The sequence below is a fragment of the Dorea longicatena genome (genome assembly GCF_025150085.1).
Taxonomy (GTDB): Bacteria; Bacillota; Clostridia; order Lachnospirales; family Lachnospiraceae; genus Dorea_A; species Dorea_A longicatena.
Genome location: NZ_CP102280.1, coordinates 998,268 through 1,014,187, shown reverse-complemented (window position 1 = coordinate 1,014,187; position 15,920 = coordinate 998,268). Strand labels below are relative to the sequence as shown.

The 15,920-nt window shown below is 34.1% G+C and carries 15 protein-coding genes and 1 pseudogene; all 16 read right to left on the bottom strand.

Going from position 1 to position 15,920, the window contains the following annotated elements:
- Window position 1: 1 nt before the first annotated feature.
- Window positions 2–1,030 carry a dTDP-glucose 4,6-dehydratase gene (gene rfbB, locus NQ508_RS04785; protein WP_006428578.1) on the bottom strand — a complete coding sequence of 343 codons (1,029 nt, stop codon included), beginning with the start codon at window positions 1,028–1,030 and terminating at the stop codon, window positions 2–4.
- Window positions 1,031–1,119: 89 nt separating this feature from the next.
- On the bottom strand, window positions 1,120–2,016 hold the full coding sequence (gene rfbA, locus NQ508_RS04780; RefSeq protein WP_006428579.1) for a glucose-1-phosphate thymidylyltransferase RfbA: 897 nt from the start codon (window positions 2,014–2,016) through the stop codon (window positions 1,120–1,122).
- 234 nt (window positions 2,017–2,250) lie between these two features.
- A pseudogene (locus NQ508_RS04775) lies at window positions 2,251–2,984 on the bottom strand (MerR family transcriptional regulator).
- A 15-nt stretch (window positions 2,985–2,999) separates the two neighbouring features.
- Window positions 3,000–3,800 (bottom strand): acyltransferase family protein, encoded by an 801-nt coding sequence (locus NQ508_RS04770; RefSeq protein ID WP_330371075.1) that lies wholly within the window; start codon window positions 3,798–3,800, stop codon window positions 3,000–3,002.
- A 287-nt stretch (window positions 3,801–4,087) separates the two neighbouring features.
- On the bottom strand, window positions 4,088–5,272 hold the full coding sequence (locus NQ508_RS04765) for a MerR family transcriptional regulator (RefSeq protein WP_044920502.1): 1,185 nt from the start codon (window positions 5,270–5,272) through the stop codon (window positions 4,088–4,090).
- Window positions 5,273–5,324: 52 nt separating this feature from the next.
- Window positions 5,325–6,557, bottom strand: coding sequence for a glycosyltransferase family 2 protein (locus tag NQ508_RS04760; RefSeq protein WP_006428587.1), 1,233 nt, complete (start codon window positions 6,555–6,557; stop codon window positions 5,325–5,327).
- 59 nt (window positions 6,558–6,616) lie between these two features.
- Complete coding sequence (locus tag NQ508_RS04755) at window positions 6,617–7,546, bottom strand: NAD-dependent epimerase/dehydratase family protein (protein ID WP_006428588.1); 930 nt, start codon at window positions 7,544–7,546, stop codon at window positions 6,617–6,619.
- Window positions 7,536–8,765: a rhamnosyltransferase WsaF family glycosyltransferase gene (locus NQ508_RS04750; protein ID WP_006428589.1), complete on the bottom strand. Its 1,230-nt coding sequence runs from the start codon at window positions 8,763–8,765 to the stop codon at window positions 7,536–7,538. Before NQ508_RS04750 ends, NQ508_RS04755 begins: the two co-directional genes overlap by 11 nt.
- 2 nt (window positions 8,766–8,767) lie before the next feature.
- Window positions 8,768–9,745, bottom strand: a complete 978-nt coding sequence (locus tag NQ508_RS04745; protein WP_044920505.1) for a glycosyltransferase family 2 protein — start codon at window positions 9,743–9,745, stop codon at window positions 8,768–8,770.
- A gap of 18 nt (window positions 9,746–9,763) precedes the next feature.
- Entirely contained in the window at window positions 9,764–10,399 is a 636-nt protein-coding gene (locus NQ508_RS04740) for a hypothetical protein (RefSeq protein ID WP_006428591.1), read from the bottom strand.
- A 17-nt stretch (window positions 10,400–10,416) separates the two neighbouring features.
- Window positions 10,417–11,175 carry an ABC transporter ATP-binding protein gene (locus NQ508_RS04735; protein ID WP_006428592.1) on the bottom strand — a complete coding sequence of 253 codons (759 nt, stop codon included), beginning with the start codon at window positions 11,173–11,175 and terminating at the stop codon, window positions 10,417–10,419.
- A gap of 18 nt (window positions 11,176–11,193) precedes the next feature.
- Window positions 11,194–11,970 (bottom strand): ABC transporter permease, encoded by a 777-nt coding sequence (locus tag NQ508_RS04730; RefSeq protein WP_006428593.1) that lies wholly within the window; start codon window positions 11,968–11,970, stop codon window positions 11,194–11,196.
- 81 nt (window positions 11,971–12,051) lie between these two features.
- Window positions 12,052–14,037 carry a DUF2142 domain-containing protein gene (locus NQ508_RS04725; RefSeq protein WP_044920508.1) on the bottom strand — a complete coding sequence of 662 codons (1,986 nt, stop codon included), beginning with the start codon at window positions 14,035–14,037 and terminating at the stop codon, window positions 12,052–12,054.
- A 2-nt stretch (window positions 14,038–14,039) separates the two neighbouring features.
- A complete protein-coding gene (locus NQ508_RS04720) occupies window positions 14,040–14,408 on the bottom strand; it encodes a DUF2304 domain-containing protein (protein WP_006428595.1) in 369 nt (122 codons plus the stop codon).
- 2 nt (window positions 14,409–14,410) lie between these two features.
- On the bottom strand, window positions 14,411–15,103 hold the full coding sequence (locus NQ508_RS04715) for a glycosyltransferase family 2 protein (RefSeq protein WP_006428596.1): 693 nt from the start codon (window positions 15,101–15,103) through the stop codon (window positions 14,411–14,413).
- A gap of 5 nt (window positions 15,104–15,108) precedes the next feature.
- Entirely contained in the window at window positions 15,109–15,912 is an 804-nt protein-coding gene (locus tag NQ508_RS04710; protein WP_006428597.1) for a glycosyltransferase family 2 protein, read from the bottom strand.
- Between the last annotated feature and the right edge of the window lie 8 nt (window positions 15,913–15,920).

Genomic DNA, 15,920 nt, shown 5'->3' with positions numbered 1-15,920 from the left:
CTTAAATCTCCTCTCGGTGAGCATACATTTTCTCATAATAGTTCTGGTATTCTCCGGAAATGATTGTCTCCCACCATTCCTTGTTCTCAAGATACCATTTGATTGTCTTCTTAATACCATCTTCGAATTTAGTCTCTGGAAGCCATCCAAGTTCATTGTGGATCTTAGTCGGATCAATTGCATAACGCATGTCATGTCCCTTACGGTCTGCAACATGTGTAATCAGACTTTCCGGTTTTCCAAGTTCTTTGCAGATGATCTTAACGATCTCGATGTTTGTCTTTTCGTTGTGTCCACCTACGTTGTACACTTCTCCGACTCTTCCATTATGGATGATCAGGTCGATTGCTTTGCAGTGATCTTCTACATATAACCAGTCACGTACATTCAATCCTTCTCCATATACCGGAAGTGGTTTGTCATTCAGTGCATTGGCGATCATCAGAGGGATCAGCTTCTCCGGGAAGTGATATGGTCCATAGTTATTAGAGCATCTGCTGATCGTTACAGGCAGTCCGTATGTTCTGTGATAAGCAAGAACTAACAGGTCTGCTGCTGCCTTAGATGAGCTGTATGGGCTGCTTGTGTGGATTGGTGTCTCCTCTGTGAAGAACAGGTCTGGTCTGTCAAGCGGCAGATCTCCATATACTTCATCTGTAGATACCTGATGGTAACGTTTGATACCATATTTTCTGCAGGCATCCATCAGAACTGCAGTACCTTTAATGTTTGTATCCAGGAATACTTCCGGATTTTCGATAGAACGGTCTACATGACTTTCTGCTGCAAAGTTTACAACCATATCTGGTTTCTCTTCTTCAAATAATTTGTAAACTGCTTCACGATCTGTAATACTTTCTTTTACAAAGCGGAAATTCGGATTGTCCATTACAGGCTCCAGTGTAGATAAGTTACCTGCATATGTCAGGCAGTCCAGACAAACGATACGATAGTCTGGGTATTTGTTTAACATGTGAAATACAAAGTTACTTCCGATAAATCCGGCTCCTCCGGTTACGATAATTGTCATTTTATGATTTCCTCTTTTCTAATTTTTATTGTATGCAGGATTTCCGTTGAGAAAATCCTGCTTTTAAGTTTATCTGTTGTTTCAAAATCCTAGTACAGGTTTTCTCTGTATTTTCCGTCCAGTACATCTTTTAGGTACTGTCCGTACTGGTTCTTTTTCAGGACTTCATATACTTCCATGATCTCGTCCTTGCTGATCCATCCGTTCAGGTATGCGATCTCTTCCAGGCATGCGATTTTACGATGCTGATGTGTCTCAACAGTCTTAACGAAGTTCGTTGCATCAACGAGACTTTCGTGTGTACCTGTATCCAGCCATGTAAATCCCTGTCCGAGAAGTTCTACATTCAGATTTCCCTGTTCCAGATATACACGGTTCAGATCTGTAATCTCCAGTTCTCCACGTGCACTTGGTTTTAACTCTTTTGCATATTTTACAACGTTGTTGTCATAGAAATACAGTCCTGTTACACAGTAGTTACTCTTTGGCTGTGCCGGTTTTTCTTCGATGGAAATAGCTTTTCCTTCGTGATCAAATTCTACGATACCGAAACGTTCCGGATCATCTACATAATATCCAAATACAGTAGCTCCCTTTCCGGTCTCTGCATTCTCAACAGCAGCTTTCAGACGTTTATTCAGTCCATGACCTGCAAAAATGTTATCTCCGAGAACCATTGCTACTGTATCATCACCGATGAATTCTTCTCCGATGATAAATGCCTGAGCAAGTCCGTCCGGGCTTGGCTGTACTGCATAAGACAGATTCACACCAAACTGATGTCCGTCTCCTAACAGTTCTTGGAATCTTGGTGTATCCTGTGGTGTTGAGATGATCAGGATATCACGAATGCCTGCGTTCATCAGCACTGACATTGGATAATAGATCATCGGTTTGTCATAGATTGGCAGTAACTGCTTTGATGTTACCATTGTTAATGGATACAGACGTGTGCCTGAACCACCTGCTAAAATAATTCCTTTCATTTCAGGAACCTCCTCTTTTTGTATATTAGGTTATCAAGTTCTAAGGTTTTCTAGTCTCTGTTTTTCGTGTTAATTGTATTATAAAAGGTGACCTTAGGTCACCTTCAAGTACTTTTTTTATTTTTTTGTAACTTTCTTGTAATATTTAAGGCGTTTTAGGAATTACACTGCATTTCAAAAACAAGATTATTAATTCAGACATTTATTTCATTATACATAACATTTCTATTATTCTCAACCAATATACCCAACAAAAATCCCGGCATCTTTCGTAATGTGGAACCCGCCTTCCGTCTTCTTACGCACATAAGACTGGAACTCCTTGTAATGATCCAGGATATACTGTCCCTGATTTCCATGGCACGACAAGATATAAGAAATCACTGGCTCCGGTTCTGGTACGATAAGCGAATCCTCATACCGCCTCCACTCTATCTTTTCAAAATCCTTCTGAAGAATCTCTTCTCCGTTCTCTTTTCCAAAACGCTCGTACAGATTCTTTGCTGCCAGTACAATCCGGTCATCGAACTTCTGGACCAGTTCACTCACTTCTCTCATATGATCATTGCCATATGTACTGCAGACAAATCTTCCTCCCGGCTTCAATACACGTTTTACTTCTTTACAGACTTTCGGAATATCCTCGCAATAGAACAACACATGATTGGCAATTACAAGATCAAATGAATCTTCATCATAAGGTATTCTTCCCGCATCAAATACACGAAACCTGAACCTGCGAACCTTCATTCCCGGCTTTAATTCCAGTTGTTCGAAAATCCCAGATATTTCAAAAGTAATATCTGCTGCAGTCTGGCGAAGTCTTCATCTGTGTAGAATCTTGCGCCCGCTTCTGTGACGTAAGATGGTTTTAATATATTCTGTTTGTCGTAATAGCGAATTGTTCGCAGGGTCACGTGGGCCATGCGGGCAAATTCACCGGATGAATAGTAGCCTGGTTTTTTCAGTACTTTTCACCTTCTTTAAATTTTGTCATACATTTTTATTAAGCAATATTTTTCTTTCGTGCTCTTCCTAAAGACATGATTGTTTTGCATACCTGTTTTAAAACAACAGCCGAAATACCGGTCACCGCCAATAAATTTCATCACCTTGTTTATAATATTTATTTTCATTAAATAAGTACCAATACCATATAACATATATGCCATAAGGAAACCTGCGATATGTCCTTTTATATTCATATTGCCCGGTTCAATGCATTTCAAAATCACTAATAAAATTCCTGCGATCCACCAGTATTTTTCAGCACTTTTTCTGTGTTCAACAAAAAGCATACCTGCATAAAAACTAATCAGACAGGATGGTAACATCCGAAAAGATACCATCCCCGTTAAATTAATTTTCAGGGAAAGTATGTAAAGAAGAATCACTAAACCAAATGTAACCCACTTATATTCTCTCTTCATCCACGTAAGTAATGGATATAAAATATAGAGGAGGATAATCGCACCTATAAACCATTCTCCTAGAATATAATAATCATTTATCTTAAATGCAAGGTATCCATCCATTCCAATCAAAGACAAAATAATGCTGGCCGGGTTTCCTCTGTAAAACAAACTTTTATATCTCAGCACATCCCTTATATACATTAATCCCCATGCAATATAAAATGCCGGGAAGATAGATAATGCTCTTTTTTTATAAAATAATTTTAAATCATCTATTTCACTATGATTATAAAATAAAATAGTAATGCACCTGAAATGAAGAAAAATACTGTAACGTAAATATCTCCATAGGTAACACCACCAACACAATTATTAAATATATCCGGCCAGCCATATTCTACTGCAAAATGAAACAATACAATTCCCAAACATGCTATTGCACGGATAAAATCAAATTAATCTAAAATAACTTTTTTCTTTTTCTTAACCCCTATTAAATTTTTAGATTCTTTCTAACATTTCTATCATATAGTGTATTTGCGGATTACAACTCCCATTTACATTAAAAAACTTTTTCAACTCTGTCACCTGCCGATCTTCACTAACGCTCTGTTCTTTTATACCTTCTTTTATTATGCACGATATTTCTGTTATTCTCAACCATTATACCCAACAAAAATCCCTGCATCTTTCGTAATATGAAATCCACCTTCCGTCTTCTTCCGCACATAAGACTGGAACTCCTTGTAATGATCCAGAATATACTGCCCCTGATTGCCATGACAGGACAGGATATAAGAAATCAGCGGCTCCGGCTCTGGCACGATGAGCGAATCTTCATACTGTCTCCACTCTATCTTATCAAAATCCGCCCGAAGGATCTCTTTTCCATTCTCTTTTCCAAAACGCTCATACAGATTCTCTGCCGCCAGTACGATCCGGTCATCGAACTTCTGAACCAACTCACTCACTTCTCTCATATGATTATTGCCATATGTACTACAGATAAACCTGCCATGCGGCTTCAATACCCTTCTTACTTCCTGGCAGACTTTCGGAATATCCTCACAATAGAACAGTACATGATTCGCTATCACAAGATCAAATGAATCTGCATCATATGGTATTCTTTCCGCGTCAAATACACAGAACTTGAATCTGACATCATCTGCTCCAATCGTACGCCTTGCATCTCTTAACATTCCGTCCGATACATCCGATACTACAATCTCTGTCTGTTCCGGGATTTTATTCCTGTCCACATTCCAGAGTGTACCGTCTCCGCATCCCAACTCTAAAATCTTCATCCCCGGCGTCAATTCCAGTTGTTCAAAAATCCACGGAAACCACCCCTGTTTGTTCTGTGAATACAGGCTGTGAAGATTGATTCTTGCAGAAATATTCGACGCATCCTGATACTGATTCTTCATACTCTTCTCCATACCGGTCAAATGAATCAGATTCAGCATCTGGCTCCAATCGATGGAATGTTCTTTCTTTATCAGATCTGATGTGTCCTGAATTGCCTGTTCCACCAGCTGCATCTGCTCAATACGGTCACGGACTAATTTCAACTGGATATTAAGAGAATTGAGCATAAAGTGGTAGTCTGCATCGTCAATCGTCATATCACGGATATCATCCAGAGAAAAGCCCAGATATTTCAAAAGTAATATCTGCTGCAGTCTGGCGAAGTCTTCGTCTGTGTAGAATCTTGCACCCGCTTCTGTGACGTAGGATGGTTTTAATATATTCTGTTTGTCATAATAGCGAATTGTCCGTAGGGTCACATGGGCCATGCGGGCAAATTCACCGGATGAATAGTAGCCTGGCTTTTTCATCTTCTTCACCCTCATAATTTTATCGGCTATGTTTTATCATATAATTTAATCACTATTTCTTTGATTTTTTCTTTATAAACGAACCTGCAACTCTCAATGGTTTTGTAATCTTCCAAGAATTTGATAATTCGTACGAATCAATCAGCGTTTCCCATTTATTTTCAGACTCTGTCATCTCATTATTTTTCATTTCTATTTGCATTTCTAAATTATGTATAGTATTTCTACTATTCATAATTTCTTCCTCTAATCTTTTTATATACGCCTCTTTTTCTTCAACTTCTTTAGGTATTCCAAAATTTCGGACTCTTAAATTTTTATAAAAGTCTGGCAATGCGAAGTTCATGTTCTTTTCTAATATATCTAACATTTCAGGATTTCTCAATATCTGATCAAACCTTTGCAATCCCAAAAAATTCACTTCTTCTCCGGTACATTTTAATAAACACTGCGCTTTTTCGCACTCTATTTCCTGAGTAGTCTTTGAATTTTCATTTATGAAATCTTCCTTAAAATATTTCACAAATTCTTCATCTGTCATATAATCAAAAATATAGCTTTTCAACATCATCTGAAGATTAATTGCAGCATAGACTTTTTCTTTAGTCAAACCGCTTATTTTGTTTTCTGAATCTTCTTCCCATCTGTATCTTACTAATCTCTCATCCAAAACATAAATCGGATATCGAATTACCGTTCTAACCCAAAGTTCATAATCTTCAGCTCCTACATATGCAAGATTAAAAAATCCGTCTATTTTTTCAAATATACATTTTCTTATTAACGACGAAGAATTACATAAACAATTCCCTTCTGACAGAAAAAATCTTAGCCACTCTTTTTGAGATTGATTTTTTGCTTTCTCAAACAAATCAAAAATCACCTTATATTTTATATTGGCATCTTCCGATTTTTCATCTATAATATTTACTTTTGTAAAACATCCCCCATATTCTTTATGATTTTCCATAAATTCTATTTGCTTTTCTAATTTTTGATTTTCCCATATATCATCACTGTCAATTTTAGCAATATACTCTCCACTTGCATATTTTATTCCAAGGTTTGAGGCATATGCCACGTGACGATTCACTTCCGATGTTATAACCTTTATTCTTTTATCGTCAAATGCCCTTATAATTTTCAACGATCCATCCGTTGATGCATCATCGACTATAATTAGCTCAAAATTTGTATATGTTTGGTTTAAAACACTTTCAATTGCTTCTTTCAAATATTTTTCATTATTGTAATTTGGTAAAATTATACTTATTTTGGGATTCATTATACGCCTTCCATATCTATACAAATTATCCGCAAGTTATTATAACTTGCGGATAATTACTACTTCCTGCCACTATTTATTTTATTCGTCAAATAACTATAATATTCTTTTACACCTGTTTCAAATGTTCTAATCTCACCTTTATAGATTTGTTTTATTTTCGAATTATCCAATACGATTTTTCTTACATCTACACTTCTGGCTGGTTTATATGCAACTTCAAATTCACCATCTATCTTTTTCAAAATATCTATTACCATATTTTGACTGATTCCTTCATTAGAACTCAAATTGAAGACTTCTTCTTCACCTTCATAATCAACAAGAGCCTCTAACATCTTACACACATCTTCAATATAGATATAGTCTCTGATGTTTTCGCCATCCCCCCATATTTCCAGAGTTTCCTTACAGATAGACTTCTTAATTGCAGCATCTACAAAGCCAACACCTTTATGATAATCCTGTCCTGGACCGAACGGATTTGAAATTCTGGCGATACGCATTTTTGTATGTCTCTGAGAGTTAAACGTACGAATAACATTTTCAATACATAATTTAACGCTTCCATAATGATTTATCGGAACAGGCAATGCATCTTCTTTGATTGGCTGTTCTTCCTGTACTCCGTAAACAGTTCCTCCTGAAGACAAGAAAATCATATTTGACCCCTGATCTATTAACATCTTGCACAGTTTGATAGTCTGTAAAAAGTCTCTTCCATATCCCTGCATATATTTTTCATTAGAATTTCCAGGATTCACCGTACTCAGGGAATGAATAATTAAATCCATTCCTTTAACAGCATTTTCAAGAACAAGATCATCAAAGAAATCACCTTCTATATATTGGACGCCCGTCATTTCTTCTTTGGGCAATGCCAAGTCAAATGAATAGACCTCTAAATCTTCTCTTTTCGATAACATTCTCGCAAGATTTCTGCCTATAAATCCATTTCCACCCACAATAAGAATTTTCTTATTTTTCATCTTCCTTTATTCCTTTCAGTAACGCATCACGTACTTTTTCAGCCTCTTTTTCCCAAGAAGTCGACTGCGCAAAATCCAGACCTTTTTTTCTAATTTCCGCAAGTTTATCGGTATTTTTCAAATAATACTCCATAGTTTCCGCAATATTTCTAGGTTCATATTCAACTAAAACAGAATTTTCTTCATTCACAAGCCAAGTACTATTTTCTCCCTTTGAGCAAACTGCCACAGAATTTGATGCCATAACTTCCAATGGGAGTAAGGATAAGTTTGTATTCGAAATAATCAAACATAAATCACATTGCGAATATACCTTCGATAACTTATCTATACTCATAATTCCCATATCTTTATGTTTGAACGGAATTTCAAAAGTACTTATATCCCATCCTGCAAAAACAACTTCGACTTCTGGCATTTTCTTACATAACAAATCAAGCGCAAATAATCCGATTTCGAAGTCTCGTCTCGGTGTAACAGGTCTTGCATAAAAGAATACTCTCTTCGTAGTTCCTTTTTTCTTCAATGGCACATACATATCTTTATCATACGAAAAGCCGAAACTATCAGCTTTCATTCCAAAATCAGAAATCAGTTTATCTTTTATCCAATCTCCTGCTGTAATTCCTCTAAACCCAAATTTATACGTATTTTTTGCTAATTCATAATACGAACCATGTGGGAAGAAAAACGGTTCATAATCTTGTACAAAATAAAATTTTGAAACTGTATTATCAAAATTTCTCACAAAATATGCAGTTTCCCATGAAGTAGCAATCGTTGCATGTGCAAATTTTGCATACTTCACATCCCAGTAAGCTTCTACTCTTTCATCTAAAATCGGGAAATTTTCTTTCAAAAAATCTCTTACCGATTTATTATCATGTAAAGATGGGGCCTTAAATAAATATATTCTGCTGTGAAATCCCATTTTTTCTAAGAAAGAAACAAATCTGAAAATATTTAAATGTCCCCCCGATCCTTTTCCCATTTCAGGTATAACCCAGTTCAATATTTTCACTTCATCATTTTTATGAATTTTATATTCATTTTCCTCAAATGGAATTTTCACATCATCAACCAAGAAATCAAAATCATATAAAAATTGATTTTTAGCAGGTACAACATTTGTTTTTTCCAAAAGCTTTCTATATACTCCTTTTACACCTTTTTTCCTTAAAAAAGGTATGATTTTTTTACAAAATTCCTGTACAGTCATTACTACGCCTTCCTTTGTTTATATTGTTGAGAAATTTTATGATCGAGCCACTTCTTTTTCTTTGATGAATAACTGTCGTATTTTCCTCCCAAATAGCCGCCACAATAACGACTAAAATTTCTTGACATTGAATACAACATCCAATGTATCTTTTCTTTTTTACTCATTTCCAGATGCCGGATATATCTCGCATCTGATATCGTATGCTTCGCAATCATCAATGGAAGTCTTGTCCATGATTTTGCGATCTGATAATTCTGGAGATAATAAAGTCCTTTATATTCATCATAGTATCTCATAAAATATGTAGACAGCTTATAATTGTGTGAATGATAAACCGGAGCGAATGGAGAATACAATTTTTTATATCCCAACTCAATCATTTGTTTAGCCCAAATCTGGTCTTCGGCAAAAGAAACATCTTTATAAGGATACTTTTCAAATATGTCTCTTCGTATACACGAATTATTATCCGAAAAGAACGACAGTAAATGTCTATATCCTTCTTCTTCCTTATAGCGTTGCCTGTTTTCATCAGTTATTTGAAAAATTGTATTATCATCGCCGAAATTCTTAAAATGATAATATAAATCCCTTTTATCAATTACATTGCAATCCGGATATGGATAATGAATTCCGAAGCCACCGACAATTTCCGGATCCGATTTCATTGCATCAATAAAATTCTGAAGCCATTTTGATGATGCCGGCATTGCATCCTGTGTAATAAAAACAATATATTCTCCTGTTCCCTTGGAAGCCCCATAATTTCTGGTCTTCCCATGACCAAATTCCGAAGCCGGAATCTCGTACAATTTGCACGGGAACTTCTTGATTATTTCAATTGTATTATCACTGGAACCGGAATCAACACAAATCACTTCATATTCATACGTAGTTTCCTGTGCAAATACCTTTTTCAGTACTTTTTCAAATAATCTGCCCGCATTTTTTGTTGGAATTACAATTGTAACATCCACGATATATACTCCTCTCACTTATCGGAACAATTTATACATAAATTTGATAAATGCCCATAAATATACTGCAATTCCCAAGAAAACAATAAATGTTTCCACATTAAAGCGCTTATAATTCAGCTTAACAACGCTTGCCTTATCAGTCATTGCATTTTCATTTACCTTTAATTCACTTTCTGTCGAATTTTTTTCCGTAATATAAACCGCAACGGATTCTGTATCCTCCATTTCTTCTGCCTGTAAAGTCAGTCTATATTCCTTGCCCTTACTATTTTGCTGCTTAGGAAAATTTACATTTACCATTCCCTGTTTCTGCGGATTACTGCTTTCAAATAATCTTGTTTCTGTATCCGCCTCGGAAATAGTTCCTTTTCCAATTGTTTTTCCAGTTTTAACTTCTTCTACAGTCCATCTGTAATTACCGATGTTCTGTCCGTCCTGCTTTAACATTTTTATTGTAAACCCGGAAAATCCGTTATTCCCACAGACAAATTTTTGTTCCATTGTAGAATCTGTAGTGAGAAAATCCGTTTTTTCATAAGATAAACTTCCTATATCTGTATTATATATCGGCCTAGGCCACGTTCCATACGCATAAGCCCCACCTATTATAATTATAATAATTGCTATCCCTATTTTTTTAATCGTTTTCATTCTATTCAACCTTCTATTTATTCAGATAGTTCTCCTGCATAATAAGCTCGTTCAAACTCTGTTCCCACAATGTCACTAGGGCCATCATCACGAATATGTCCCTTTTCGATCCAAATTGCTCTTTTGCAAATCTTTTTCACCTGATCAATGCTATGTGATACAAATAAAATTGTTGTATCTTCTTTCATCATTCCCTGGATTCGTTTTTCACATTTTTCCTGAAATCTGAAATCTCCAACAGACAAAACCTCATCTACAATTAAAATATCCGGTTTTCCTATTGTCGCAATCGAAAAAGCAAGTCTTGCTAACATTCCCGACGAAAAATTCTTAATAGGAACATCCATAAACTCTTCCAATTCGGAAAATTCCACAAGATCATCATAATATTCATTCATCTGAGCTCTGTTATATCCCAGAATTGCCCCATTTAAATATACATTTTCTCTTGCAGTTAAATCCATATCGAATCCCGCACCTAATTCAATCATAGGAGCAATTGTCCCGCCAACTGAGACAGATCCTTTCGTCGGCTTCAATACACCGGCAATTACCTTTAACATTGTACTTTTCCCACAACCATTTAATCCGATCAGTGCAACTGACTCTCCCCTTTTTACTTCGAAGTTAACATCTGTCAGTGCCCAAAACTCATCGTATTTCAAATTGTTTTTTATTCTTTTAATCAAATATTCCTTAAAATTATCTACTTTTTCGCTCGATAAATTAAACTTCATCGAAACATGATCTACTTTTATGATCGTATCCTGATCCATAATAAAACTCCTATTATTTTACAAATTCAAAATAAACTTATCCTGCTGTTTATAGAACACCCATAATCCTAAGAAAAACGTTACTATCACTATAATAAGCGGAACTATAAATTCACCAACGGATGGAATTGTATTATAAATCACTACGTTTCTAAAAATTACCATTATCATAGTCAATGGATTTATAGAGACTATCTTATATACCCATCCAGGTAACATACTCATAGGATAAATTACCGGTGTTAAATACATAAGTCCAGTTAAAAATACCGTATACAAATGCATGATATCTCTAAACTTTACAGTAAGTGCGGCTAATATCAATCCCACACCCATTGAAAAAACTATCAGATACACCAACGGTATTACCACTAAAAACATTGTAAAGTGTAATTCTTGTCTTGTAAATAACATTACAAGAATCAATGCACAAAATGATGACAGAATATTAATCGAACTTGACGCTATTCTTGACACCACAAATAAATATTTAGGAATATATACCTTTTTTATTAACGGTGCATTCCCCAATATAGATGTCATCGCACCAGAAGTAGCTTCATTATAAAAGTTAAATAATATCTGTCCACAAAGTAAATATAACGAATAATTTTGCACATCAAATTTCATTAAATTTGAAAATACGATTGATAAAATAATCATCATCATTAATGGATTCAAAAGTGTCCACAAAACTCCCAGAACGGATTTTCGATATTTTATTTTCACATCTCTTGCAACCAATTCATATAACAGTGGTTGGAATTTTTTAAAATTTTCTATATAACGTTTCATCGTATCTCCTTATGATACCTTTCAAAATGTTTGTATATTATAGCATTTTTTCTTTTTTATAGCAAGTTTACATCTTAATTGCTATCTTGTAATCACAACTGATACTATTGACCAAATTGTATATAACTGCAATCCCGTAATAGCAAGTATCAATTCTGTCTCTATACTATCTTTTACAACAATATTCTTACTTCCTTGAATAATTAACAATATCAACGGTAAAACGGGAAGGAAATATCTTCCTTGTACCCCAAGAATAATATCTGATCCAACATAGGTATAACTAATTAACATCGCAGCCAAGACCAATCCACTAACTAATATAACTATAACCCCTGACATTATCATTAGCTTTTTAGTCGTTTTTTTTGATATATGATTTGGAATTGCACTAAAAATCAAAACAATAGCGAACCCCATAACAATAATGTTCGGGACCTGTATATCTACCCAACCTAATGGATTGGCAATCATCGACTCAACAAAAAAAGAGAGCTTTTCAAAAATTGTTCGAACAACTACTACCAATGTATCACCCAAATTACTCATTATATATCCTATTGAATATTTGTATAATCCATCCGATCTAATTTGCATATTTTTTTCTGCTGCTTCTGTAATCAATGTCACTTTTGAAACTATTTCAACTATTGAAAGCATTCCAAACATATACAATGCTATTTTTTTTCTGTTAACTCTAAAATTAAACTTTTGTTTTGGGACAAATAAAAGCAGCCCTATTATTGGTATATATATATATTTAATCATTACAATTCCACTAATAGCACAAACTAATATTAGAACATCCTTTATCTCCACACTCTCCTTAGTATAAATTAACCATAAAATGTATGATATTAAGAAAAAGCATAAACCTAATAAAATCGAATCATAACTAAACGAACACACTTGTTGTATTGTCATTGGCAATAATCCTACTGCAAAAATAATCATTTTATTAAACGGAAATATTCGTATTGCAAAATACATAACAAAACAATACCACAAAAGAGCAAATAATCTTCCTATCAATAAAATTTGTTCTCCAGATCCTCCCAGTATTCTTGCAATACTCACTCCTATAATCTGAGGAATATAACCTATCGCTTTTACATTTAAAGGATTCGCCAATCCTTCTTTAGTAGTAATAGTATCTGAATTTTTTCCTAATGCTCCTTTTACAAATCTAATATAAGACTCTTTTGTAGGATACTCTTCTCTAATAAAATATAATCCCATATTAGAATCAGCAATTACTTTTCCCTCTTTATCAGCAACTTCTTTTCCTAGCAATTTATTACTTTTAGAATATACCGTAACAAAATGGGCACTTTCATCCGGTACAGCAAACGGTGGTAATACAAAAATATAAATGCATCCAATAAAAAATGTCATTACGACAAATGTACTTGCGATTTTTCCCTTTTTCATCATCAAAAAGCTTCCAAGCATTGCTACAAGTGCTGTAATAATAATTGCGACAATTAAATATTTTAATGCACTTCCGTCGCCATCGTACAACTTATACGCCAAAGACAACGATATATTTTTTTCACCTTTTACATTGGCATGACCTGTTATCACTGATGGTCTTGATAATTCAAGTGCTAATCCTTTTCCATCTTGTAATCTAGGTCTAATAATTAACTCATATTTTTCGCCGACTTTGACCTTTATATCTTTTTTCAATTGTACATTACAATATCCGTCTGTTTGAAGGATCGCACAATCCAACTTCCATCTTTCAACTAATTTACTATTCGGATCCAATAATTCAATCTCAATAATACCTGTTGCTTTTTTATCCACATTTGCGAATTTTATTGCTACACCAGTTAAGTTTTCACTAACCATTTGTATTTTTTGAGAAACATCTTTTCCATTTTGCAATTCAATAATGTCTTTACTCCCCAAATAATTCGGTGAATCCTCTACCTTCATAACAGCCCATGGCGATTGTACTTTATCTTTCCATATTTTATTATACGAAATAAGCATTGCTGTTAAAAATGCAAAAAAAATCACTATTGAAGTTATTATATATTTATTTCTTTTCCAATTATTCACCTTTATTTTCCTTCCACCTCATTTTGCTGTCTTCTTTCCTTTTCTTTTTTTTCATATATTGCTATTTGTTGAGCTAACTGTTTTATCTTTATCGATAATTTAGATACCGCAATTGTCAATACAAATATTATAATCAAAGAAAAACAAAAGCCAAAAAAGAATAACATATTAACAGGACTTACTATACCTATTTTTTCTGAAATAGTTTTTATGAGTTGAGGAAAAATGTCTAAAATCAACACACCTATTCCTACAAGGAGCCATGATAATGCATAACTTAATTCTAATCTTTTCTTCCTAATCATATCTATAATTACAATTAACGCACATATAATAAGCACTGCAATTATTATTTGAATTTTCACACTCATCACTAATACTTCCTAATCTTTTCTATTAAAATTGCCATTGTAACCTTCACCATATAATATATCGATTTTTTCATAGAGATTGAAGAGACACCCCCTTCTCTCTCTCTCATTATTACCGGAATTTCTATTATTCTATATTTTCTTTTTAACATCGCAACAATAGTTTCCGGTTCAGGATAATCTTTAGGATATTCTCTGGCAAATAATTGTATTCCTTTTCTTCCTACCATTCTCAATCCAGAAGTTGGATCAGTTATTTTTTCCCCAGTCAAGAATTTAATTAACGCTGAAAAGAATTTAATTCCAACACGCCTTATTGCCGATGACTGAAATCCACTTTTCTCTATAAAACGGGATCCTATAACCATATCTACATCTGAATTTTCAAAATAACTTGACATTTCTTCTAAAAACTCTGGATCATGCTGTCCATCTCCATCAACTTGTACCGCCAAGTCATATTCTTTTTCACAGGCATATAAGTATCCAGTCTGCACTGCCCCGCCAATTCCTAGATTAATCGGCAAGTTTATAACATTAAAATTATTTTCTTTACATATCTGCAACGTATTGTCAACAGAACAATCATTAATAATCACATAATCAAAATCTGGTGCCTTTTCAACTATTTGTGTAACTGTTTTCACTATATTTTCAGCCTCATTATATGCAGGTATAATTATTAATTTCTTCATACGTATTACTCCATCTGATTAGATTTTTCGCTGTTAGAATAGAATTTCACGAGTAATTTTGCAACAGAAGATGGCCAAAACTTGCAAAACATTTCATAATCTTCTTTTTTTCTAGCACCGTCATTTAATATAATACTGGTTTCAGATTCTTCATGAACACGGTGTCTCATTCCTATTTTTCGATTGTATACAAATGCACCTTTTCGTTTAGATATCTTCTCCCAAGCCTGCCAATCTTCATCTGAACGATATTTCACCTCAAATGGTGAATGCTTTATACTTCTCTTATTAAAAGTTACGGATGGACAACAAATAGCACACCCAAATGATAATATTCTTCTTCTAATCCAAATATTATTCCACAACTTTTTCCATTCCAGAGGCTTTAGCATTATTCTCTTAACTCTTAATAATTTATTTTCATCTACTTCTACAGAATTACGAATTTCTCCATAATTGCAGAAATAAATAAGTGGCTTTTGCACATTTTTAACCATCTTCAAAAAGTCTTCAAGATAATTCGGTAAATAAATATCATCTTGGTGTGCAATTGTAAGAAAATCGGTGTTTACTTGTTCATACGCAAAGTTCCAATCTTGAACAATTCCTTTTTCTCCATTATTAATCTTAACTGGTATTTGATATTTTTCCGCTAGCCGTTCTATATATACATTTGGAGTCGAAGTTGTAATTATAACATTACTTTTTATTCGCTGATTCATTAATGACTGTATACACTCTTCTAAGTACGGACTTTCTTTATATGCACAAATTACAAACGTATGATTTTTAAAGTGTTTATTTCCCATAATATTTT

What these genes read in the sequence shown, in the direction of transcription:
- NQ508_RS04720 (WP_006428595.1), bottom strand. Translation starts at nt 14,408, where the DNA reads ATGAGTGTGAAAATTCAAATAATAATTGCAGTGCTTATTATATGTGCG.
- NQ508_RS04760 (WP_006428587.1), bottom strand. Translation starts at nt 6,557, where the DNA reads ATGAATCCCAAAATAAGTATAATTTTACCAAATTACAATAATGAAAAA.
- NQ508_RS04710 (WP_006428597.1), bottom strand. Translation starts at nt 15,912, where the DNA reads ATGGGAAATAAACACTTTAAAAATCATACGTTTGTAATTTGTGCATAT.
- NQ508_RS04755 (WP_006428588.1), bottom strand. Translation starts at nt 7,546, where the DNA reads ATGAAAAATAAGAAAATTCTTATTGTGGGTGGAAATGGATTTATAGGC.
- NQ508_RS04715 (WP_006428596.1), bottom strand. Translation starts at nt 15,103, where the DNA reads ATGAAGAAATTAATAATTATACCTGCATATAATGAGGCTGAAAATATA.
- NQ508_RS04750 (WP_006428589.1), bottom strand. Translation starts at nt 8,765, where the DNA reads ATGACTGTACAGGAATTTTGTAAAAAAATCATACCTTTTTTAAGGAAA.
- NQ508_RS04735 (WP_006428592.1), bottom strand. Translation starts at nt 11,175, where the DNA reads ATGGATCAGGATACGATCATAAAAGTAGATCATGTTTCGATGAAGTTT.
- NQ508_RS04730 (WP_006428593.1), bottom strand. Translation starts at nt 11,970, where the DNA reads ATGAAACGTTATATAGAAAATTTTAAAAAATTCCAACCACTGTTATAT.
- NQ508_RS04740 (WP_006428591.1), bottom strand. Translation starts at nt 10,399, where the DNA reads ATGAAAACGATTAAAAAAATAGGGATAGCAATTATTATAATTATAATA.
- rfbA (WP_006428579.1), bottom strand. Translation starts at nt 2,016, where the DNA reads ATGAAAGGAATTATTTTAGCAGGTGGTTCAGGCACACGTCTGTATCCA.
- rfbB (WP_006428578.1), bottom strand. Translation starts at nt 1,030, where the DNA reads ATGACAATTATCGTAACCGGAGGAGCCGGATTTATCGGAAGTAACTTT.
- NQ508_RS04765 (WP_044920502.1), bottom strand. Translation starts at nt 5,272, where the DNA reads ATGAAAAAGCCAGGCTACTATTCATCCGGTGAATTTGCCCGCATGGCC.